Annotated in this window: 22 protein-coding genes and 1 tRNA gene; 9 read left to right on the top strand and 14 right to left on the bottom strand. The window is 65.8% G+C overall.

Annotation, left to right across the window (positions count from 1 at the left end):
- Positions 1-118 precede the first annotated feature (118 nt).
- Positions 119-907 (bottom strand): ANTAR domain-containing response regulator, encoded by a 789-nt coding sequence (locus ACFULT_RS05165; RefSeq protein ID WP_378480835.1) that lies wholly within the window; start codon positions 905-907, stop codon positions 119-121.
- A gap of 427 nt (positions 908-1,334) precedes the next feature.
- Positions 1,335-1,781, bottom strand: a complete 447-nt coding sequence (locus ACFULT_RS05160; protein WP_170945172.1) for an Hsp20/alpha crystallin family protein — start codon at positions 1,779-1,781, stop codon at positions 1,335-1,337.
- A gap of 218 nt (positions 1,782-1,999) precedes the next feature.
- On the opposite strand from ACFULT_RS05160, the gene ACFULT_RS05155 reads away from it, so the two are divergent.
- Positions 2,000-2,323 carry a hypothetical protein gene (locus ACFULT_RS05155; protein ID WP_378480834.1) on the top strand — a complete coding sequence of 108 codons (324 nt, stop codon included), beginning with the start codon at positions 2,000-2,002 and terminating at the stop codon, positions 2,321-2,323.
- A 175-nt stretch (positions 2,324-2,498) separates the two neighbouring features.
- Here ACFULT_RS05155 and ACFULT_RS05150 read toward each other — a convergent pair.
- A tRNA-Thr gene (locus ACFULT_RS05150) sits at positions 2,499-2,570 on the bottom strand.
- 88 nt (positions 2,571-2,658) lie between these two features.
- Here ACFULT_RS05150 and ACFULT_RS05145 point away from each other — a divergent pair.
- Positions 2,659-4,140, top strand: coding sequence for a threonine/serine exporter ThrE family protein (locus tag ACFULT_RS05145; protein WP_019663792.1), 1,482 nt, complete (start codon positions 2,659-2,661; stop codon positions 4,138-4,140).
- Here the strand turns inward: ACFULT_RS05145 and ACFULT_RS05140 are convergent.
- Positions 4,137-4,391 (bottom strand): MbtH family protein, encoded by a 255-nt coding sequence (locus ACFULT_RS05140; RefSeq protein ID WP_019663793.1) that lies wholly within the window; start codon positions 4,389-4,391, stop codon positions 4,137-4,139. The genes ACFULT_RS05145 and ACFULT_RS05140 overlap by 4 nt on opposite strands.
- An 89-nt stretch (positions 4,392-4,480) precedes the next feature.
- Entirely contained in the window at positions 4,481-5,290 is an 810-nt protein-coding gene (locus ACFULT_RS05135; protein ID WP_378480833.1) for an alpha/beta fold hydrolase, read from the bottom strand.
- Between the two features lie 136 nt (positions 5,291-5,426).
- Here ACFULT_RS05135 and ACFULT_RS05130 point away from each other — a divergent pair, with 136 nt between their 5' ends.
- Positions 5,427-5,954, top strand: coding sequence for a hypothetical protein (locus ACFULT_RS05130; protein ID WP_037107071.1), 528 nt, complete (start codon positions 5,427-5,429; stop codon positions 5,952-5,954).
- A 33-nt stretch (positions 5,955-5,987) separates the two neighbouring features.
- Complete coding sequence (locus ACFULT_RS05125; RefSeq protein ID WP_378480832.1) at positions 5,988-6,641, top strand: hypothetical protein; 654 nt, start codon at positions 5,988-5,990, stop codon at positions 6,639-6,641.
- A 134-nt stretch (positions 6,642-6,775) separates the two neighbouring features.
- Here ACFULT_RS05125 and ACFULT_RS05120 read toward each other — a convergent pair whose 3' ends face one another.
- The 6 genes from ACFULT_RS05120 to ACFULT_RS05095 form a co-directional block, all read right to left on the bottom strand.
- Complete coding sequence (locus ACFULT_RS05120) at positions 6,776-8,173, bottom strand: MFS transporter (protein WP_037107076.1); 1,398 nt, start codon at positions 8,171-8,173, stop codon at positions 6,776-6,778.
- A 162-nt stretch (positions 8,174-8,335) separates the two neighbouring features.
- Positions 8,336-8,965, bottom strand: coding sequence for a bifunctional 4-hydroxy-2-oxoglutarate aldolase/2-dehydro-3-deoxy-phosphogluconate aldolase (gene eda / locus ACFULT_RS05115; RefSeq protein ID WP_378480831.1), 630 nt, complete (start codon positions 8,963-8,965; stop codon positions 8,336-8,338).
- Positions 8,962-10,398: a mannitol dehydrogenase family protein gene (locus tag ACFULT_RS05110; protein ID WP_378480830.1), complete on the bottom strand. Its 1,437-nt coding sequence runs from the start codon at positions 10,396-10,398 to the stop codon at positions 8,962-8,964. Before ACFULT_RS05110 ends, eda begins: the two co-directional genes overlap by 4 nt.
- Positions 10,395-11,333 carry a PfkB family carbohydrate kinase gene (locus ACFULT_RS05105; RefSeq protein ID WP_378480829.1) on the bottom strand — a complete coding sequence of 313 codons (939 nt, stop codon included), beginning with the start codon at positions 11,331-11,333 and terminating at the stop codon, positions 10,395-10,397. Before ACFULT_RS05105 ends, ACFULT_RS05110 begins: the two co-directional genes overlap by 4 nt.
- An 8-nt stretch (positions 11,334-11,341) precedes the next feature.
- On the bottom strand, positions 11,342-12,547 hold the full coding sequence (gene manD, locus ACFULT_RS05100; RefSeq protein WP_019663802.1) for a D-mannonate dehydratase ManD: 1,206 nt from the start codon (positions 12,545-12,547) through the stop codon (positions 11,342-11,344).
- The gene (locus ACFULT_RS05095) at positions 12,544-13,596 is read right to left on the bottom strand and encodes a zinc-binding dehydrogenase (protein WP_378480828.1); all 1,053 of its coding nucleotides are present in this window, start codon (positions 13,594-13,596) and stop codon (positions 12,544-12,546) included. Before ACFULT_RS05095 ends, manD begins: the two co-directional genes overlap by 4 nt.
- Before the next feature lie 127 nt (positions 13,597-13,723).
- On the opposite strand from ACFULT_RS05095, the gene ACFULT_RS05090 reads away from it, so the two are divergent.
- Positions 13,724-14,425 carry a GntR family transcriptional regulator gene (locus ACFULT_RS05090; RefSeq protein ID WP_037107088.1) on the top strand — a complete coding sequence of 234 codons (702 nt, stop codon included), beginning with the start codon at positions 13,724-13,726 and terminating at the stop codon, positions 14,423-14,425.
- Positions 14,426-14,463: 38 nt separating this feature from the next.
- Here ACFULT_RS05090 and ACFULT_RS05085 read toward each other — a convergent pair whose 3' ends face one another.
- Together ACFULT_RS05085 and ACFULT_RS05080 are read right to left on the bottom strand one after the other, a co-directional pair.
- On the bottom strand, positions 14,464-16,233 hold the full coding sequence (locus ACFULT_RS05085; RefSeq protein ID WP_378480827.1) for an ABC transporter ATP-binding protein: 1,770 nt from the start codon (positions 16,231-16,233) through the stop codon (positions 14,464-14,466).
- Positions 16,230-17,870, bottom strand: coding sequence for an ABC transporter ATP-binding protein (locus ACFULT_RS05080; RefSeq protein WP_378480913.1), 1,641 nt, complete (start codon positions 17,868-17,870; stop codon positions 16,230-16,232). Before ACFULT_RS05080 ends, ACFULT_RS05085 begins: the two co-directional genes overlap by 4 nt.
- A gap of 244 nt (positions 17,871-18,114) precedes the next feature.
- On the opposite strand from ACFULT_RS05080, the gene ACFULT_RS05075 reads away from it, so the two are divergent.
- From ACFULT_RS05075 to ACFULT_RS05065, 3 genes are all read left to right on the top strand, one after another.
- On the top strand, positions 18,115-18,288 hold the full coding sequence (locus ACFULT_RS05075; protein WP_167336916.1) for a hypothetical protein: 174 nt from the start codon (positions 18,115-18,117) through the stop codon (positions 18,286-18,288).
- A 30-nt stretch (positions 18,289-18,318) separates the two neighbouring features.
- Complete coding sequence (locus ACFULT_RS05070) at positions 18,319-19,776, top strand: trehalose-6-phosphate synthase (protein WP_094654143.1); 1,458 nt, start codon at positions 18,319-18,321, stop codon at positions 19,774-19,776.
- A gap of 100 nt (positions 19,777-19,876) precedes the next feature.
- Complete coding sequence (locus ACFULT_RS05065; RefSeq protein ID WP_378480826.1) at positions 19,877-20,836, top strand: alpha/beta hydrolase; 960 nt, start codon at positions 19,877-19,879, stop codon at positions 20,834-20,836.
- Between the two features lie 7 nt (positions 20,837-20,843).
- Here ACFULT_RS05065 and ACFULT_RS05060 read toward each other — a convergent pair whose 3' ends face one another.
- Entirely contained in the window at positions 20,844-21,059 is a 216-nt protein-coding gene (locus ACFULT_RS05060; protein ID WP_170945170.1) for a hypothetical protein, read from the bottom strand.
- Here ACFULT_RS05060 and rsgA point away from each other — a divergent pair.
- Positions 21,046-22,041, top strand: coding sequence for a ribosome small subunit-dependent GTPase A (gene rsgA, locus ACFULT_RS05055; RefSeq protein ID WP_378480825.1), 996 nt, complete (start codon positions 21,046-21,048; stop codon positions 22,039-22,041). The genes ACFULT_RS05060 and rsgA overlap by 14 nt on opposite strands.
- Positions 22,042-22,079: the final 38 nt, after the last annotated feature.

Below are 22,079 nucleotides of genomic sequence, written 5' to 3'. Positions count from 1 at the left end.
GGTCGACGCATATCGGATCACGCGTCTATGCGTCGAGCAATGCTGGACTGCGACCGGTCGCAGTGGACATCTCAGAGCTCGATCACGATAGCTCCCCGGCCGAGACGAAGCGCGTCGGTTACGTCGGAGTATCGGTCACCGTTGCACTGATCTCACTGACGGCGGCGACGAATTCGACGGCGATCGAACGAAGGCGACGATTAGTGTTCTGAGACCGGGTGGACAGGATGTCGAAGGCCTGGTCGGGTCCAATGCGGTGCAGAGCCATCAGGATCCCTTTTGCCTGCTCTATCGGGGCCCGATGTTCCATAGCGGTACGCAGGACGTCCACGGTGTCCTGGGCGGCGCCGATCCGTGCGAAGTCGCCGACGGCGGATCCGATCGAGGCGGTCAATGCCGCGAGCAGGGATCGATCGATATCGTCGAAAGCATGCGCGGTGCGGCTGTAGAGGTTGACGGCACCGAATGTCACCTGCGCCGACGAGATAGGTTCGGCGACAATCGAATGCACACCTGCAGCGCGAGCGGTCGGTCCGAAGTCCGGCCATCGCTCGTCGATCACATCGCAGTCCGCGACCACTGTTTCCGGCGTGCGAGCAGCGGTCAGGCACGGGCCGGAATCGAGATCGTACTGCTCGAGGTCGATAGCCATCGTCGAGTCGTCGGTCGAGCACGCTGTGAAGCTTCGGCCGTCGACGTCGATGGTGACACTGGCGTGGTCGACATCCCCGATGTGCTCGCACGCTGCTCCGACGAGTCGGTCGAGGGTTTCGAGAACATGGTCGTCGTCGCGGATGGAGTCGCCGATCGAAGCGACCACCGCCCCGAAGCGAGCGGCAGCCGCGCGAGTTGCGTCATCGGCGGCAGCGAGGCTCTCGCCCTCCGCCGTACTGGCATCAGTGACCACAGAATCCTTCACCAACAGATTCGACCACACGATCATCCGGAACCGGAATCGAATGCGCCGCCGATGCTCGAGTTACCGCAGGGGCCAGGTTTGGGTACGCGGCAGTCGTGGCATCCGGGCTGCCGGTACCCCGCTACACGGACGTACCGCGGCGCGGGGCGCTGTCAAGAAACCGGCAGCGCCCCGCGCCACCCCGACACCGACACATCCGCCTGGTCTACTCCGTCCCGACAACCTCGAAGCGAGGGGTCGATGGATACGCATCGTCGTCGAACGGGACTTCGATACGCTGCTCGACGAAATCTGCTGGCGCACACTCGCAGGCTCCATCGGGCCACATCACCGGATCGATCATTTGTTCATCACCCCGTTCTTTCGTGGACGTGAAGCGCCACAACGGATATCGACACCAGACTGACCGCGGCGGTCAGGTCGACTGCGTCTCGATCGACCGTTGACCGTCGGAGGTGCCGGCGCTGATCTGGACCTTCCGCGGTCTGGCGCGCTCGGCCAGCGGGATCGTCACCGACAGGACCCCGTTGTCATAGGACGCGGAAATACGCTCGGAGTCGACGCCGTCGCCCAGCGCGAGCTGGCGACGATATGTACCGGCGAAACGTTCCGAGGAAATCCATTGCACCCCATCGGTATCGGGTGCAGTGCGATGCGCCGTCAGCGTGAGGGTTCCGCGGTCGACATCGACATCGATCGATCCCGGATCCACCCCGGGAAGATCCGCCGACAGAACGTAGTGATCGTCGAGTTTGTACAGGTCCATCGGCATGAACCGTGGCGCACGATCGGAACCGCTCGACGTCCCCAGCATGGCCGAGGTAATGGAATCGAGGTCACGGAACGGATCGAAGCGAAGCACAGCAACCACCTCCATCAACTCCAGATGCACCCGCCCCTGTAGCGGGCTGCTCTTGACTGTGCGATACAGAAATTAGCACTCTCGCCGCTTGAGTGCCAAGATGGTTGTGCACAATTTTTCGAAAAATTTTCGGGGCAGGTGCCGTCTCACGAGGACGGCCGATGATGCTGCGCGAGAACCGTATCGGGCAGCATGCGACACATGAAGGAGCACACGCAATGACGTTGACGGCCGACAGGAACAATGCCGAGGGAACCCCCGGCGGACCGGAGGATCGGCGGTGGTGGAACCGGCGGGCATTCGACCGCCGCGAGAACACCGACTCAGCGCTGATGATCGGCGCACTGTCCATCGTGTGCTTCTGGACCCCAGGTTTCGGAGTCGCGCTCGGCATCCTCGCTCTCGGCGCCGCACTCTGGGCCGACCGCAGCCCGATCCTCTCGGGGCCTCCCGCATCACGCACCGATGCGGCCCTCGCCTACGGCGCCGGCGCCCTCGGCATCATCCTGGGAATCGGATTCCTGACAATGGTTCTGTGGTAGTCATCGGCCCGCCGGGGTTTGACCACTGACCCCAGTGCACACGACCACCGGCAATCAGCGGAATCCCGCGGATACGGATCGATACCGTGCACTGGGGTCACCTGATCTCGAGCCAACGCACCTCGCAACGACGAAGGCCCCGACCGCGTGACATGGTCGGGGCCTTCATGTGCGGAGCCCCCTAACGGGATTGAACCGTTGACCGCTCGCTTACAAGGCGAGTGCTCTACCGCTGAGCTAAGGAGGCGTTGTGCGGGGACAGCATATCCGTTCATCGAACGCACAGTCCAAACAGGTACCTTGTCGGTGGATCACCCCAGCTACAGAAAACGGACATGAGCTTTCTGCAAGACTTGACGACCTCGCTGAGTCGTCTGACCGGCGAGCGTCGCGCCACTATCGATACGCCCACTGCAGCGCCGTCACCGCTGCAGCCGATCGACCTCACCGACGACGCAGTGGTGGCGGAGGTGCTCGATCTGGCGGTTCGGGTGGGCGAGGTTCTGCTGGCGTCGGGCACCGCTGCGATGGATACGACGACCCAGGTCCAGAATGTCGCGGCCACGTATGGTCTTGCGCGCTGTGATGTCGATGTCACGTACAACTCCATCACCATCAGCGCCCATCGTGGTCCGACGCGTCCGCCGTCGACGACGATGCGCATCGTTCATTACCGTTCGATGGACTTCACGCGGCTCGCGGCTGTCGACCGGTTGATCCGCAGCATTCGGTTGAAGCTGATTCCGCCGTCGCAGGCACTCGACACGTTGGACGCGATCACCACTGCCCCGCACCCGTACAACCGGTGGACGGCGACGTTCGCGTGGGCGGGCATGGCCGCGTCCATCGGTGTGTTGCTCGGCGGTGGTGTGCTGGTGGCCGTCGTGAGCTTCCTGACGACGATGGTGATCGACCGAATCGGCCGCGTCCTCAACCGGGTCGGTCTTCCGTTCTTCTTCCAGCAGGTCGTCGGCGGCTTCGTCGCGGCGACACCGGCGATCACGCTGTTCAACTTCCAGGATCAGCTGGGCGTCACGGTGTCGCCGTCGCTCGTCATCGCTGCCGGTGTGACGGTGTTGCTGTCGGGGCTGTCGTTGGTGGGCTCGGTTCAGGACGCCATCACGGGGGCGCCGATCACAGCGTCGGCCAGGTTCTTCGAGGTCTTGATGATGACGGGCGGCATCATTGCCGGCGTCGCCACGTCGTTGAAGCTGGCGGCGATCATCGGCAGCGATCTGCCGCTCATCAGCAATACCGCCCCGCCGGACATTCTCGAGGTTCCGACGAAGGTGCTCGCCGGTGCTGCGGCGGCGTTGTTCTACGCCCTCGCCTGCTACGCGGAGAAGCGTGCACTGACGGCTGCGTTCCTCGGCGGTTTCGCCGGAGCGTTGGTATCGCTGCTCGTGCAGACCGTCGACACGGGACCGATCATCGCCTCGGCGTTCGCTGCCACGGTCGTCGGCTTCGCCGGTGGTCTGATGGCACGTCGCGCGCTGATTCCACCGCTGATCGTCGCGGTCGCGGGCATCACGCCGCTGCTGCCCGGCCTTGCGCTGTACCGAGGCCTGTACGCGATTCTCAACGACCAGCTGCTGCTCGGCATCAGTTCGCTGTTCGCCGCGTTCGGCATCGGCTGCGGAATCGCCGCAGGTGTCACGCTCGGCGAGTGGGGCGCACGTACTCTCCGCCGTCCGCGCATCCTCGCGCGCACCGAAGAGCTGCTTCGCCCGACTCTTCGGCGCAAAGAAGAACCGCGCCGTCCGACTGTTCGTCGGCGACGCGGTCCTGTCGAGCTGAAGAAAAAGAAGAAGGCCTAGGCCTCGGGAGTGCCCTCGGCGGACTGACGTGCTGCAGCGTCGGCCTCCATGGCCTCACGCAGGCTGCGGGGGCGCATGTCCGTCCAGTTCTTCTCCACGTACTCCAGGCACGCTGCGCGGCTGTCCTCGCCGAAGACGACGCGCCATCCCTGCGGGACATCGGAGAAGGTCGGCCACAGCGAGTGCTGGTCTTCGTCGTTCACCAGCACGAAGAAGCGTCCGTCTTCGTCATCGAATGGATTGGTACTCATCTCGCCTCACTCGTCGCATACGTAAATAGGCAGTCTTCATGGGTGAAGTGCCCCCTGACCCTAGCAACGCACACTAGCGCAGCGGGCAGTCAGCTCTTCAAGAACTCGAGAATGACGTCGTTGACGGCGTCGGGACGCTCCAGGTAGCCGTAGTGACCGACGTCGGGGATCTCGATGTACTGCGCGTCGGGAATGGCTTTCGCGAGCTCGGCTCCGAGGAACGCGGGAATCATCCGGTCGTGCTCGAACCCGACCGCCAGGCAGGGCAGATCGATCTTGCCGTACGCCGAGGTGCGGTCGAAAGAATCGTCCATGCCGATCTGCGCGCGGACCCCCGGCGTGACGGGTGCGACGGAGAATTCCAGCAGATCCAGCCAGTCCCGAGCCGTCCTCGAATCCGCCAGCGTGGTCGGAGAAAGGTTCAGCGCGGCCGTGATGGCTGCGGCGTACTTGGGTGGCAGCTGAGTCTTGGCGTCGGCCAACGCGACCTCACCCTCGCCCAGAGTGCGCTGGAACTCGTCGAGGCGAGCATGGCCGGCGAGGAACACAGCCTTGCGGAGGAGCTCCGGACGTCGGAGAGCAAGCTCTTGGGCGACCCGAGCACCCATGGACGTACCGACGACGAACGCCTTCTCGTCGCCCTCGCACACCAGCTCGATCAGCGCGGCGGTGTCCGCGACCAGGTCGTCGATGGTGATGCCCTGCACGGACTCGAACGAGGGCGCGATGCCGCGGTTGTCGAAGAAGCACACCCGGTATCCCGCCTTGACCAGCGCCGGAACCTGATGCAGATCCCACACACGACCGGGGCTGCCGGTGCCCATGATCAGCACGACCAGCGGCCCGGAACCCTTGACCTGGTAGTTCAGCGTTATCCCGTTCACCGTCGCGGTGGGCATGAAACTCCTCGTCTGTTGCCTTGTGCTCGCGCAGAGTTTACGGCCGACCGTGGACATGCGTCGAACGACGGGTTTCCAGCAGTGGCGTTCGGGTAGTTCTCTCCCGCCCTATCGACACGACTGCACAGGAGGCACCATGACCGACGACAGTGCATCGCACGAGGCACGAAAAGGCCTGCTCGACGCCGTCAAAGGCAAGGCCAAGGAGGTCGCCGGCGCCGTGACGGGCAATGACTCGCTGACCACCGAGGGGCAGCTCCAGGCCGCGCAGGCCCGTGAGAAGAAGGAAGCCAAGGCCACGGAACTGGCCGCGGAATCACAGGCAGCCGAGGCCGGCGAGGGTCTGGCCGAGGTCAAGAACAGTGCGGACGCCCAGCGCGATTCCGTCGAGGCCAGTGCTCAGGAGTCCGAGGACGAGGCTCGTCGCGCTCAGCAGGCTCAGAGAATCGCTGCGGAGAAGGACAAGGACCGCGCGGTGGCCGCGGAAAGCGCCGACGCGGAGGTCGACGCTCGGGCCGAGCAGATCGAAGCCGCAGCCGACGCCCGGTCGGAGGTTGCGGACGCCGACCAGGACGAGTTGGAAGCCGTCGCCAAGTACCGGCAGGAAGCCGCCGCCGCAGACGCAGCCCGAGACGCCGCCGATCGCATTCGACGCAATGCGTAGACCAGCCGACACCAAGCATCAGGAGAACCGACAATGAGTGTGCTCGACATACCGCGCTCGATACTGCGCTTCCAGTATCGGATAGTTCGCATCCCGCTCGACCTGTTCGAGAGCAACGTCGTGCAGACGTGGTCCACCGAAGCCCCTGCACGGCTCGCGTACGAACGGGCCGTGGGGACCCTCGATCACAAGGTCGGAAAGATCCTCGGCGATGCCGACGTTCGATCGCGAGGGCAGGACAAGGTCGACCACGCGGACCACATTGGTCTCGCGAAGAAGCTCGATGCGCAGGCCGACGCCGCGGAGACCGAGGCGAAGACCAAGCTCGAAACGGCTCGTCGAACTGCCGAGCAGGAACGTGACGCCGCGGCGAAATCCGCACGCGAGGCGGCCGAGAACGCACGGGCAGAAGCCGAGCAGCGCAAGGCCGAGGCCGAAGAAGAGGCCGACCGAAAGGCTGCGGCCCGCAAGAAGCAGGCCGACGACGCAGCGGCGGCGCGGGTGAAGGCCGCCGAGGATGCGGAGCGCAAGCAGAAGGACCAGATCGACAAGGTCGAGAAGGCAGCGTCAGCGCCTGCGGAGTCCGAGCTCGCCGACGCGGCGGAGCGTCAGGAAGAGGCCGAGGACAAGAAGGAAGAGGCAGCGCGGATCGAGAAGCTGTTCCTCGCGGAGAAGGAATCGGACTGATCACCCGGGCTCGATAAATCGCTCGCTCGGCCGGCTCGACGTTCTCACGTCCAGAGGACCCCGTGCGCATGGCGGACATCTGCCGCGCGCTCGGGGTCCTCTGTTGTGCCGATCGACGGCCGCTCGGGCCGGCGCTAGATGGCGTCGTCGAGCCGGACCAGGTCGCGTCCGCGGGTTTCGGGCGCGAGGTACGCGGACACCAGAGTGATTGCCGAGTAGACCACCAGCATTGCGGCGATCGGCCACCAGCTTCCGGTCACTGCCGTCAGCGTTGCCGCCATCAGCGGGCCGATGGCCGTGGCCAGGATGCCGCCGATCTCCTTGGCGAGGGCCAGCTGGGTGAATCGCGTTCTGGCACCGAACAGTTCGGCCATCGTGACGCTCTCGAGCGAGAACAGGCCGAGCACACCGATGTTGAGTGCGAGAACGACCGAGATGATCAGGGTTGCGTTGTTACCGCTGGTCACCAGGTAGATCAACGGGAACGCCAACACCATCGTCGCGGCGCTGAGAATCATGTACATCGGGCGGCGACCGAACTTGTCACCCAGGATGCCGATGACCGGAATGGTGATGAATCCGAGCAGCGAACCGTAAACGATTGCCGTGGTGGCGATGGACTTCTCCAACAGCAGAGTCGACGCGATGTAGCCCACCAGGAACGTCTGGATCAGACCCGAGTTGCCGGCCTGCCCGAAGCGAAGCCCGAGGGCGACGAAGAACGCACGGCCCTTGCGCTGACGCAGTCCGGACTCGAGAACGCTTTCCTTGGTTTCCGCGTCGACCTGCTCGATCTCCGCACGCGAGAGGGCGACACCGTCGACCACGTCGGCGCGTTCCTCGAACACCGGGCTTTCCTTGAGGTTGGAGCGCAACCACACTGCGAAGAGCATCAGGAAGAAGCTCGCGAGGAACGGGATACGCCAGCCCCAGCTGACCAGTTGGTCGTCGGTCAGGACGACGAGCAGGATCGCCCAGATTCCCGACGCTGCAAGCGTTCCCGAGTTGGTGCCCAGCGAGACCAACGAACCGATGAGACCGCGACGCTTGTCCGGCGCGTACTCCACGAGCATGACCGTGGCGCCTGCGATCTCCGCTCCGGCGCCGAATCCCTGGATCAGGCGTAGCGCGACGAGCAGGATCGGCGCGAGGATGCCGATGGTCTGGTACGTCGGCAGCGCACCGATCAGCGTCGTGGACGCTCCCATCATCGCAATCGTGATGAAGAGGACCTTCTTACGACCGATTCGGTCGCCCATCCGGCCGAAGTAGATGGCACCGACGAGGCGGGCGACGTAGCCGACGCCGTAGGTGGCCATGGCTGCGATCAGGCCGATCGCCGGGCTGACGTCGGGGAAGAAGACCCGGTTGAAGACGATGGCCGCGGCCAGCGAGTACAGCTGGAAGTCCATGAACTCCATTGCTGTTCCCAGCCAACCGGACACCGCGGCCTTGGTCAGGTCGCGGGTCGACCGCTTCGGCTTCTCGTCGGCCACGGCTGGGCTCGGCGCTTCGTTCGTGTCGTGAGACATCTTGTGCTCCGTTTGTTCAAGGCTGTCCGGTCGTCCATCGCGGTGTCAACGGAATCCGTTGCACCTACGCCCCTACTGAGACCTACGACCTGCAAGAGATGGTGAGTGGCCCGTGCCACACTGATATACAAGCACTGTTATACCAATGAGTCAACAGTGCTGTCAGACCGAGCTGCGCAGACCTGCTGCCGCACGCGCCAATTCGCTCACTGCAGCCCACTCCTTGGCCTGCAGAAGGTTTCGAGGCGTCAACCAACTTCCGCCGACACACGCGACGTTCGGCAACCGGAGGTAATCGGTGGCGTTGCCCGTCGAGATTCCGCCCGTCGGGCAGAACGTCAGATGCGGAAGCGGTCCGGAGAGGGCACCGAGAGCGGCTGCGCCCCCGGAGGTCGACGCCGGGAAGAACTTCAGTTCGGTGTGACCCGCGTTCGAGACGTTCATCGCCTCGGTTGCCGTGGACACCCCCGGCAGCCACGGGATCGACCACCCGTGCGCAGCGTCGAGGAGGTCCGTCGGAGCGCCCGGTGACACCAGGAACCGCGCCCCGGCGTCGATCGATTTCTCCGCATCGCGACGCGTGAGCACCGTCCCGGCGCCGATGACGATCTCGGGCACCTCGGTGGCGATCGCTTCGATCGCAGCGAGCGCCGCCTCGGAGCGCAACGTCAACTCGATCACGTCGACGCCACCCTCGTGCAGGGCACGCGCCAACGGAACTGCGTCGGACGCATCGTCGACGACGACGACGGGAATGACCGGGCTGATGCCCATGACCTCACGTGTGTTCATGACAGTTCTCTTTCGATGTTCGCTACGAATTCGGTGGTGACTGCGGCAGAGCCGACGAGGAGTTCGGCGGCTGCCGCGACCCGGCGACCGAACGGGGATTCCGGACCGAGGTCGGCACCGAAGATCTGCTCGACGCTCAGTAGCGCTGCTATCGCGTCGTCCTGTGAGGCGGCCCGGGACAGCACGTCCGCCATCGGGTCGTCGAGGGCGCGTCCGGCGCGTACCTCGTCGATCACGTACGCGACCCAGGACGCCACCGCCACCGCGAGCCAGGTCGTCGACGATCCACGTTCCTGGGCGTCGCGCACGGTGCCCAGCAGCCTCGGACCGAGTTTCTGGGAGCCGTCCATCGCGACCTGACGGGTGGTGTGCGGCAACGTCGGGTTGGCGAAGCGCATGAGCACCTCGTTCGCGTACGCGTCCGGGTTCATGTCCGGATGCAACGTCGGAGCGACGTCGGTCACGATCATCCTGTGCGCCAACGATTTCAGGACTGGGTCCGCCACGGCGTCGGCGATGGTCGAGTGGCCCGACCGCACCCCGAGGTACGCGAGGAGCGAGTGCGACGCGTTGAGCACGCGGAGCTTCATCGTCTCCCACGGCTCGACGTCGGTCACGAACTGCACTCCGACGAGATCCCACGCGGGCCGCTCGGCGGCGAAGCTGTCCTCGATCACCCACTGCCGGAACGGCTCGCACACGACGACGGCATCGTCGCGTAGGCCCGTCTCGTCCTCGAGCCGACGCCTGTCTTCGTCGGTCGTGGCTGGAACGATGCGGTCCACCATCGAGTTCGGGAATGCGACAGCGGAGTCGATCCAGCCCTGCAGCGCAGTCGAATCATCCCTCTGCGCAACGTAATCACGGACGATCCCTGCGAGAAGAACCCCGTTGTGCGGTAGGTTGTCGCAGCTCAGCACCGTCACGGCAGCATCGATCTTCGCTCGCAGGGCAAGCCCGGCGACCAGCTGACCCACTACAGTCGCGGGAGAACGGCCGGTCAGGTCGGCCACGATCTCCGGGTCGCCGGATCGGAGCCGTCCGGTGGCCGGGTCGAGCCGATACCCCTTCTCCGTCACCGTCAGGGAGACGATCCGCACGCGCGGGTCGGCAATGGCGTCGACGACGGCATCCGCGTCGTGAACGGCGCTGATCACCTCGGTGATCGACCCGACGACGGAAGCGCGGTCGATACCCGGCCCCTTCTCCACCAGCGTGAACAGCCCGTCCTGAGGGCGCAGCTGCTCGGCGACGGCAGCACTTCGCTGCGTCACCCCGGTGATGCCCCACGACGAATCGCCGGTGAGCAAAGCTGCCTCATGGGTGAACGCAGCCTGATGGGCACGGTGGAACGCACCGAGCCCGAGATGGACGATTCCACGCGTCACCGGCCTCGGGACGTCGGGAGCCGTCGCCGACGAGAGCCTGCTCATACGGCGAGCCGATCGCGGTGCGCGCGGACCTCGTCGAGTGACGCGATCAGGCCGGTTCCGCCTCGCCCTCCGACACTGAGCGACGCCGCACTCGCAGCGAGCGCCGTGGCGTCGAGCAGGCTGTCTCCCAAAGCTATCCGCGCTGTCAGGGTGCCGGCGAACACGTCACCTGCCCCGGTCTGATCTACGACGGCCGGTGCCGGAACGGACGGCTGAAAGCGGACGTCGTCGCCGGTCACCACGGTGATGCCCTCGGATCCTTGCGTCACGGCAACAGCGTTCGCGCCCCACTCCATCAACCTGGCGGCCGCGGCCTGCGGGTCGGTGATGCCCAGAAGGTCGTCGATCTCACCGGGCGCCGACGGCACGACGACGGAGCAGTACGGCGCGATCTCGCGGAGGAAGTTCACGGACTCGGCGGCTGTGGTGAGCCGGGGCCGGAAGTTGGGGTCGTAGACGAACGTCGACGCGTTCTTCGCGGCGAACGCCAGTGCGCGACGTGCGGAATCGGACAGTGCCGCCGTGATTCCGCTTCCCAGCACCGCCCCTGCCGCGGCGAGGACGTCGGCCGGTACGTCGGAGACGTCGAGCCCCGACCCCACCGAACCGGTGCGCGCGTAGGAGAATTGACGCTGCCCCAACGGATCGATGTGCAGGAAATACGCGCCCTGCTGACCATCGACACGACTGACGAAGGTGTCGTCGATGCCGAGGGACCGGATCCGTGCACACACCGCGTCGCCCAGTTCGTCATTGGATACCCGGGCGACCAGGGCGACGGACGCGCCTGCGGCTGCCGCTGCGGCGCCTGCGTTCACCACGTCGCCGGAGACGCCGAGAACACTGGACGTACCGTGCGCGAACGGCTGCGTCGTCGATATCTCGACGAGTGGCTCGCCGAGGAGGACGACGTCGAAAGCTGTGTTGCTGTTCATTGTTCGTCTCACCAATCGTGCATGCTGCCGTCGAGGCGGCGGTTGACGGGAAGATAGCGGGGGTTGTACGGGTACTTCGCGGCGGCAGCCTCGTCGACGTCGACGCCGATGCCCGGCTTGTTGCCCGGATGCATGAAGCCGTTCTCGAACGTGTAGTCGGTCTGGAAGACGTCGGACGTCGGGTCGACGTGGCCCATGTACTCCTGGACGCCGAAGTTCGGGATGGACAGGTCCACGTGCAGGGCCGCGGCGAGCGACACCGGTGAAAGATCGCCTGCGCCATGCGAACCGGACTTGACGCCGTACAGATCGGCGAGCGAGAAGATGCGACGCAGGTGCGTGATTCCGCCTGCATGCGACACCGAGGTGCGGATGTAGTCGATCCACCGGTTGGTGATGAGGTCCTGGCAGTCCCAGATGGAATTGAAGATCTCGCCGACGGCGATCGGAGTGGTGGTGTGCTGACGGATCGTCGCGAACGCGCTCTGATCCTCGGCAGGCGTCGGATCCTCGATCCAGAACATCCGCATGTCCTCGAGGTCGCGGCCGAGACGACCGGCTTCGATGGGCGTCAGACGGTGATGGACGTCGTGCAGCAGGTGGAACCCGAAGCCGTGACGCTCACGGACGGCACCGAGCATCTCCGGGGCGAACTTCAGGTACGGCGCGGTGTCCCACGAATCCTCCTGCGGCGCAGCGTCGGACGCCGGCTCGTAGAAGCCGTTCTTGGGGATGCCGTAGGTCTTGTCCAGCCCGGGTATCGCCGACTGCGCACGGACGGCCTTGTATCCCTCGTCGAGATGCCGTGCGACGTCGTCGAGCATCTCGTCGACGCTGGTTCCGCTGGCGTGGCCGTAGACCATGACGCCGTCGCGCGCGGCGCCGCCGAGGAGCTGATAGACCGGCATGTCGGCGGCCTTGCCCTTGATGTCCCACAGCGCGACGTCGACCGCCGCGATGGCCGTCATCGTCACCGGTCCGCGTCGCCAGTACGCACCCTTGTACAGGTATTGCCAGGTGTCCTCGATGCGTTGAGCATCGCGACCGATCAGCAAGGGGCACAGATGATCACGCAGGTACGACGCCACGGCGAGTTCCCGGCCGTTGAGGGTGGCGTCACCCCATCCGACGATGCCCTCGTCGGTGGTGATCTTCAGCGTGACGTAGTTGCGCCCGGGCGCAGTGACGATGACGGTTGCGTCGATGATCTTCATCGGTTGTCCTCGGAGTTCTGTGAAGCGGTGTCGATGACGATCTTGAGTTGACTGGGGTCGGACAGTGCAGCGTCGAGCGCAGCGGCCGACTCTTCGAGCGGGAATCTGGACGTGACCAGAACGTTCAGGTTCACGCGGCCCTGAGCGGCAAGGGAAATCGCGTGGGCGAACGCGTCGGGTCCGTAGCGGAAGCAACCCCGGACGTCGAGCTCCCATCGCTGCACCAGGCCGATCGGGAATTCGGCGTCGCCGCGGCTCGGGACGCCGACCAGGGCGAGCACGCCGGCTGGGCCGAGGGATCTGGCGGCGTCGGCGATCGCGGCGGGGTGGCCGGAACAGTCGAAGGCGACGTCGGCGAAACCCGTGTCCAACGACGCTTCTCCGGAGCGCAGCGCGACGTCGGCGCCGAGCCGGACCGCGACGTCCAAGCGCGCCTGCGAGACGTCGGTGATCGTGACGTGCTGCGCGCCGAGCGCGATCACGGTCTGCAGCACCAGGAGCCCGATAGGCCCTGCGCCGGTGATCACGACGGTCTTGCCCAGCACCGATCCGGCTCGGGCTGCCGCCCACGCGGCCACGGCCAACGGTTCGATCAGTGCCGCGACGTCGTCGGTGACGGTGTCCGGGAGTGTGTGCGCGAAGGCGTCGGGCATCACGACCGACCCGCGGAGCAATCCGTTGTTCGGCGGGGAGCCGAAGCAGACGACGCTGGGATCGACGTTGTAACGGCCACGCAGTGCGTGCTGGGCGTGCGATCCCGGCACGGCAGGCTCGATCGCGACGCGCTGACCGAGGCGATGGGACGGCACGCCGTCTCCGACCTCGACGATGCGGCCGAAGCCTTCGTGCCCGAGCACCGTGGGTCGGGTGAGGACGTTGGTGCCGTTCTTGCCGTCGGCGTAGTAGTGGAGGTCGGATCCGCACAGACTGACACCGGCGATCTCGACGCGCACCTGACCTGGGCCGATCTCGGCGCGGTCGACGTCTTCGATTCTCAGATCGCGGCGTGCGTGCAGGATCGCAGCACGATCTCGGCCCTGGGTGTTCATCGGTGCCTCGCAGTTCCTCAGTCTTGAATACCAGCACTGCCATACTAGTGCGTAAGTGACGTGCGTCAACTTTCCTGTCCCTGCCGCGCATAGCTCACGTATCCGACCGGCCATTACTGTTGACGCGGTGAGCACCCGAAAAGTCACCGCGCGCGAAGCCGCCTACAAGGAGCTGCGGCACCGAATCGTGTCGCTGAAGTTGCCTCCGGGCAGCCCCCTGTCGGAGAACGAGCTGGCCGAACACCTATCGGTGAGCCGCACTCCCGTGCGCGAATCGTTGATTCTCCTCGCCGAGGAAGGCCTGGTGCAGGTCTTTCCTCAACTCGGCACGTTCGTGTCTCGGGTGGACACCGAGAAGGTCGCCGACGCGCAGTTCGTCCGGGAGGCCATCGAGATCGCGTCGTTGAAGGACGCGGTCGCCGGACGATCCGACGCGGACATCGCCGCCCTGCGTGACAACCTGGCTCAGCAGAGCGAACCAGGCCTGAGCATGGACGACTTCTTCGAACTCGACGAGAAATTCCACCAGGCGCTTCTGGCCGCCGGTGGGCACTCGGCAGCATGGCGGTCCGTCGAGTCCGCGAAAGCCCACCTCGACCGCGCCCGGCGCCTCGGCCTACGGGACACCCGCCCGATTCCCGAGCTCATCGCCCAGCACACCGCCATCGCCGACGCCGTCGAGCAGGCAGATTTCGCCGCCGCGGAACGCGCGATGCGCGATCACCTGCGCGCAGTGTTCGACGACGTCGAGCGGATCAAGGAAGCAAGTCCGCACCTGTTCTCGGACAGCAACGAACGGCCCACCCGACGAGTCATTGCGAGCTGGTGACGCCGGCCGCTGAGCTGCATCGTTTTTCGAAAGACCGCCTATCTACCACTCACCGGCGTGGTGCCCTCCCATGCTGCCCAGAGTTCTGCGTAACGACCACCGGCGGCGACGAGTTCGTCGTGGCCGCCCTCCTCGAGGATCCGTCCGTGTTCCAGCACGACCACACGATCGGCGGCAGCGGCTTGCGTCAGGCGGTGCGCGACGACGAGCGTGCTTCGTCCACGGGTCGCGGCGTGCGCCGCGGCCTCGAGATCGCGCGCACCGGAACTGCCTGCCTCGGCGGTCGCCTCGTCCAGGACTGCGACGGCAGGATCGGCCAACACGAGCCTGGCCAGCGCAAGCTGCTGCGACTGCGCCGCTGCCAGCTCGTGGCCACCCTCTCCGACCTGGGTGTCGACGCCGTCAGCGAGCGCGTCGACCCACGCGCCCGCCCCGACGGTCGTCAGCGCCGCGTGGATCTCGTCGCGGGTGGCATCGGGAGCAGCCAGCAGCAGATCCTCGGCGAGAGTGCCGGAGAAGACGTGCACCTCCTGGCTGACGATCGCGATGTGGCGACGCAGACCGTCGGCGCCGAGGTCGTCCAGGCTCGCACCGCCGATGCGCACCTGCCCGTCCGTCGCGTCGATGGACCCGGCCGCGATGGCTGCGATGGTCGACTTGCCTGCGCCCGTGGAACCCACCAGCGCAACGGTTTCCCCAGCACGGACCGTGAGGTCGATGCCGTGCAGCACCTCGTGCCCGCCGTCGTACGAGTGACGCAGCCCGATGACCTCGAGGGTGGCGTCGGCAGGCACCACGCCGGTGCCGCGTGACCGCTGATCCGGGATGTCCATGACGCCGACGAGTCGGGCAAGCGACGCTCCCGCCGACTGCACGTCGTCGAACGAGAACATCAACATGCCGATGGGATTGAACAGCCGATGGAACAGCAACGCCGCGGCGGTGACCTGACCGACGGTGACGTGGCCGTCCTGGACGAACAGGAAGCCCGCCGCGAGAATGACCGAGAGGCCGACGCATTCGGCGCGATTGCTGCGCGAACCGAACCGCGTGAAGAGGCGAAGCACCGTGATACCGATGTCCCGCGCCTTGCCCGACGCCTTGTCGATCTCGCCCAGGTGCGATTCTTCGAGTCCGTAGGCCCGAACGGTGCGGGCTCCCTGCATGCTGGAGATCAGGGCCTGCGACCGTTCACCCATGGCGACGCGTTCGGCGGCGTACAGCGGCGCGGACCTCGGTAGGTACCAGCGCAGCGCGAGCACGTACATCGGAATGGCAACCATGCCTGCGAGTCCGAGTCGCCAGTCGAGGCTGAGCATCGCCACGACACTGAGCGTCACCAGCAGCAGAGCGGACACGATGTTGGGGATCACTTCGCCGATGGACTTCGCCATGACGGCCACGTCGTCGCCGACACGAGAGAGCAAGTCTCCCTTGCCGACTCGCTCCAGGGTTCCGACGGGAAGGTGCAGTGCGCGGCCGAGCACACGTTCACGCAGCGACGCCAGGATGCCCTCGCCGAGCTTGCTGATCAGGTACGAACTCCACGCGGTGAACACTCCACCGACCACGGCGGCGACGGTGATGATCGCGACGACGGAGACGATGGTCGACGTCGGCGCACCGTCGGTGACCCGGTCGACCAGCACGCCGAACACGTAGACCGGCACGAGCGACATCGCCGCTGCGACAGCGGAGATCAGCAACGTGACAGCCCCGAGGCCGCGTCGCCCCTTCAGTTCGCCGCGCAGGAACGCCCACGATCGTCGGCCCGTCGCGATGGGCAGCAGTTCGGGTGTCGTAGTCATCGCAGCACCGTGTCCTTGTAGCGGTCGTCGTGGGCGGCGAGTTCGTGGTGGGTTCCCTCGGCGACAACCCGTCCGTCGTCGACGACGATCACCCGGTGGGTGACCGCGAGCAGCGCGGGACTCGTCGTGATCAACACCGTGGTCTGGGACTTGTCACCGTCGTGCCGCAGATCTTTGATGCCGGCTGCGATGGCGTGTTCGGTGACTGCGTCGACTGCGGTCGTCGGGTCGTGCAGCACCAGCACCGGAGCGGACACCGACAGTGCGCGGGCCAGTGCGACGCGCTGCCGCTGACCACCGGACAACGAGGCACCCCTGTCGGTCACGGCGTGATCGAGTCCGTTCTCGTGCAGGGCCACCACGTCCTCGACAGCCGAGGCCGCCAACACCGGCGCCAGCTCGTCGTTCGCGCGTGCGGCTCCGGCGGTGATGTTGGACCGCACCGTTCCGGCGAACAGGTCGGTGTTGTGGGGCTCCACCAGCACCGTGCGACGAACCTCCGTCAGACCGAGCGTGTCGACACCGGCGCCGCCGATGGTGACGTCGCCGACGTAGTCGTCGGACGCGATCTGCCCGGACAACACGGCAGCCAGCGCCTCCCCGTCCTGCGCGCGCAGAGCGACGACTCCCAGCAGCTCACCCGGCGCGACCGACATCTCCAGGCCGTCCAGCGACCGATATCCGACGCCGTGGACGCCCAAATTCGTCGACGACGGTGCGTCGGAGCCACCCTCGGGAAGTACGTGGTCGGCGCCGAGAACGAGGGCGAGCCGGTCCGCGGAACCACGCACCATCGCCGCGACGCCCGGCAGCCGCGACATCGTCGTCAACGGCTCGATCAGAAATTGCGACAACCCGACGACGGTGATCAACTCGCCCACCGAGATTCGGCCCTGCAAAGCGAAGAACCCGGCGGTCCCGGCGATACCGACCGACAGAAGCGCGGTGACCGTCGTCGAGAATCCGAGGTAGACGCTGTTGGCCTTCGCCATCTTCATCGTCGCGCCCAGCGCCGTCCGGCTCGACGCGTGGAACCGCGCCGCAGCAGCGTTCTCGGCGCCGATGCCGCGCAACGGCCGAACCCCACTGACCAGATCGGTGGCCATCCCGGAGACACGAGCGACCTCGGCTTGCTGCGTCGTCGCGGTCCTCGTGAGCAGCGGCGCCGCGCGCTGAAGGAGGTACATGATGACGGGAGTGCCCACCAGCACGGCGATTCCCAACGGAATGTCCACGACGAGCAATGCCACCGCGCACACGACCGTCGCGGCGATGGCAGCCACCGTCCGCGCGATGACGTCGAGAATCCAGGACGTCTTCTCCGCGTCGGACGTGGACACCGTCAGCAGTTCACCGGACACCAGATCGGTACGAACACCACGCGGGTCGAGTACCCGACCGGCGACTTCGACGCGCATCATGTGCGCCTCGCGTTCGATCGCGACGACGATGATTCGCGCCCCGAAGCGGTACGCGAACGACAGCACGACGAACAACCCGGCCAGGCCGAACAGTGAGATGATCATCGCCCGACCGTCACCGGTGTCGATCGCGCGGCCGACGATCAAGCCGATCGCGACGGGCACCATGGTCTCGCAGAACTGGTGCACGCAGAAGAACAGTGACGAAATGATCATTCGGGCCCGTTGACGTACGACGGTTCGCCGAAGAATCGCACTGCCCGTGACAGGAGTGGAGCCCGCGGAACGACCCAGGGGGCCAGGAGTGGAGCCTGCGGGAGAAAAACGCATTGCCTGATGCTATTTCATTCCGGGGGTCCGTCGGGACGCTCGCTGCCGGCGCAAAGTGGCGAGAGAGCACCGCATTCTCATAGAGTCGGGGCGCAACATACTCGAGCAGCCACAGAAGATGGAGAACACCATGGCCGCCAAGACCACCACCGACACCGACATCGCCGACGAGGACCTGGAGCCGTTGGCCGACGAGACCGCCAGCCAGGCGCAACGCGTCGTCGCCGCCTATGCGACGGACGCCGACGAGTGCCGCATGCTTTTGTCGATGTTGGGTATCGATCCCACAGCGAAGGTCGACTGACCTACCCCGTTTCGAGAAGATTGGACAGTAGTGGCTGACGCCTCGCAGGGCTCGGATTTTGTGGTCGTAGCCAACAGGCTGCCCGTCGATATGGAGAAACTCCCCGACGGCAGCACGCGATGGAAGCGCAGCCCCGGCGGACTCGTCACGGCTCTCGAACCGATTCTGCGCGCGAACAAGGGCGCGTGGGTCGGATGGCCTGGAGTCCCCGACGTCGACGTCGAGCCGTTCGTCGAGGACGAGCTCGAACTCTGCCCGGTCGCGTTGACCGAGCAGGAAGTGGCCGACTACTACGAGGGCTTCTCGAACGCCACCCTGTGGCCGCTCTACCACGATGTCATCGTCAAGCCGGTGTACGACCGCTCCTGGTGGAACGCGTACGTCGAGATCAATCGCCGCTTCGCCGAGACCACGTCCGCGGCGGCTGCCCAGGGCGCGACGGTCTGGATTCAGGACTACCAACTCCAGCTCGTTCCGAAGATGCTGCGGATGCTTCGGCCGGACCTCACGATCGGCTTCTTCCTGCACATCCCGTTCCCACCGGTTGAACTGTTCATGCAGATGCCGTGGCGCACCGAGATCGTCGAAGGCCTCCTCGGCGCCGACCTCATCGGATTCCACCTCGCGGGCGGCGCCCAGAACTTCCTCTACCTCGCCCGACGCCTCGCCGGCCAGGTCACCTCACGTGGCACCGTCGGCGTTCGGTCGCGGCTCGGTTCGGTGCAGGTCGGGTTCCGCACCGTCCGCGTCGGCGCGTTCCCGATCTCGATCGACTCCGGGGACCTCGACGAGAAGTCCCGCTCGAAGGCCGTCCGTGATCGCGCGAAGCAGATCCGCAAGGAACTGGGCAATCCGAAGCGCATCATGCTCGGCGTCGACCGACTCGACTACACCAAGGGCATCGACGTCCGGCTCAACGCATTCCGCGAACTGCTCGAAGAGCATCGCATCGACCCGGTGGACAACGTCATCATCCAGCTCGCCACCCCGAGCCGTGAACGCGTCGAGAGCTACAAGGCGATGCGCGGTGAAATCGAACAGCAGGTCGGCCGTATCAACGGCGAATACGGCCAGGTCGGCCACCCGGTACTGCACTACCTGCACCGTCCGATCCCCCGCGACGATCTCATCGCGTACTTCGTGGCCGCGGACGTCATGCTCGTCACCCCGCTGCGCGACGGCATGAACCTCGTCGCCAAGGAGTACGTCGCCAGCCGCAGCGACCTGGGTGGCGCCCTGGTTCTCAGCGAATTCACCGGTGCCGCAGCCGAACTGCGTCAGGCGTACCTGTGCAACCCGCACGATCTCGACAGCGTCAAGGACGCCATCGTCTCCGCGCTGGAACAGCCGGCGGAAGAAGGTCGACGCCACATGCGGGCGATGCGGCGCCAGGTCCTCGCCCACGACGTCGACCGCTGGGCGCGGGCCTTCCTCAACGCTCTGTCGAACCCGCAGCAGGAGGGCACACTCCCCACCCGGTCGCAGTAGAACACGTTTCTGTTTGCTTCGAGCAGGTGGAGCACGCCTGACCTCGATTCATGGCTGAAGCGATGAGAACACGTTCCAACCGGTGCTAGCGTGCGTATCCATGACCCATACGCTCACCTGGCACGACGACATCAGCCGCCAAGCCCGCGTTCTGTCCTGCGCGATGCGCCTGACGTTGAAGCCGACGTTCTCGCTGTGGCCGCTGACCGACGGTGGGATCAAGGCCATCGGTCAGCTCGACCGGGCCGTCGACAGGTTGCCGAAGCCCAAGCGTGTGACCATCGAACAGGTCCGGTTGGGCGGCGTCCCGTGCGAGAAGACGACGCACCCCAAGACCGCGACCGGATCGCTCGACGGCGCGTCGGTGCTCTACTTCCACGGCGGCGGATTCGTGTTCTGCGGTCTCGCCACCCACCGAAGTGCGTGCGCGACGCTGGCGGCTCGTGCAGGGGTCCCGGTCTACTCCGTCGAGTACCGGCAGATCCCCTACGGCGGCATCGGGACATCGATCGCCGACGCCATGGCGTCCTACCGCGCCGCGCTGGAGACCGTCGCCGATCCCAGCAAGATCATCGTCGCCGGTGACTCGGCGGGTGGATACCTGGCGATGAAAGTCGCCGAACTGGCAGTCCTCGACGGTCTCACCCCGCCCGCGGCGGTTGTCGGGTTCTCCCCGTTGCTGAACCTCGACCTGAAGAGCCATCCGAAAGAGTTCATGAAGAAGGACGCCTACCTTCCGATGAAGCAGGTCATCGCCTTGGAGGATCGGTGGCTGAACGGGCCCGACGCCATCGCCGGTTCACCGTCCCCGATCGACGTCGACCCGGCGATCTTTCCGCCGGTGTTCCTGTCCACCGCGCAGTACGAGCTGATGCGGCCCGACGTCGAAGCGATGACGGCCTCGCTCGCAGCAGCAGGCAGAACCGTCGAGACGCATGTGTGGAAGGGCCAGGTTCATGCCTTCCCGGTGCTGGCGGGCGCCCTACCGGAGGCACGCGTCCTCCTCGATCTCGCCGTCGCGTTCGTCGCTCGCGTGCTGGCCGACCCGTCTTCGCAGTGAGCGCCGTTTAATCGATGGCGTAGCCCAGTGCTGCCCTGATACTTTCCATCCACCCGAGCAGTCGAGGCGAGACGAGAGGAGGAGAAACCATGGTCATCCGGCGTACGGCCGTGCCCACGGCCTCCTTCTCCCCCATCATCGGCTGACCCGGGCACCGGGTCGGCCCTTCGAAAGGCTCACCCGTGTCCTCACCGACCACACTGTCCCACTTGGGTTTCGACACCTACTGGCACCAGCGATTCCACGAGAACAGCTCACCCGGAGAACCCGGGCGCGTCACCGCGGTCTACCGCGGGTCCAGCGACATCGCCACCGAACACGGAACGCTGCGCGCCCACATCGGACACCTCGACGTGTGCACCGGCGACTGGGTACGCATCGACACCCAGCCGACGGGCGGGGCCGTACTCACGACAGTCCTACCCCGCCGCACAGCCATCGTCCGCGCATCGGCAGGCACGACGTCCCACACTCAGACCCTCGCCGCCAACGTCGACACCGTCGTCGTGACCGTCGCCGCCGACACCGAACTCGATCTCGGCCGCGTCGAACGATACGTCGCCCTCGCATGGGACAGCGGCGCAACACCACTCGTCGTACTCACCAAGTGCGACGCAGGCGATTCCGGCCGAGTCACCGACCTGAAGGCGTCGTCACCCGGCGTGACCGTACTCGCGATCAGCTCTCGTAGCGGGGACGGAATACCCTGCCTCACCGAGCATCTCGCCGGAACCATCGCACTGATCGGACCGTCCGGATCGGGGAAGTCGACTCTGGCGAACACGCTCGTCGGACAGGAGGTCCTGAGCACTGGTGACGTGCGCGAAGCAGACGGCAAAGGGCGTCACGTGACGGTTCGGCGCGAACTCGTTCCGCTTCCCACCGCCGGAATGACGGTGATCGACACTCCCGGACTTCGCTCCGTCGGCCTCGTCGCGTCGGAAGTGGGCCTGCAGCAGACTTTCTCGGACATCGAGGACGCGTCGGCGCGATGCAGATTTCGCGATTGCACCCATCGCAGCGAACCCGGCTGCGCAGTACAGGAGGGTATCGACCCCCGGCGGATCGCCAACTACCACCGCCTGCAACGCGAGAATCACTGGGCCACAACGAGACACGATGCACGTGCCAACGAGCAGAGACTCGCCGAGGCCAAACAGCTCGCCAAGCTCCAGCGGCGCATGTACAAGTCACGTGGCCGATGACGCATTCATCACGCCCCTCGTTCAATCCGCCATATTGA

It is taken from the genome of Rhodococcus sp. NPDC057297, assembly GCF_042667435.1.
Taxonomy (GTDB): Bacteria; Actinomycetota; Actinomycetes; order Mycobacteriales; family Mycobacteriaceae; genus Rhodococcoides.
Note: the sequence above shows the minus strand (reverse complement) of the source record. Positions and strands in the feature narration are given on the sequence as shown.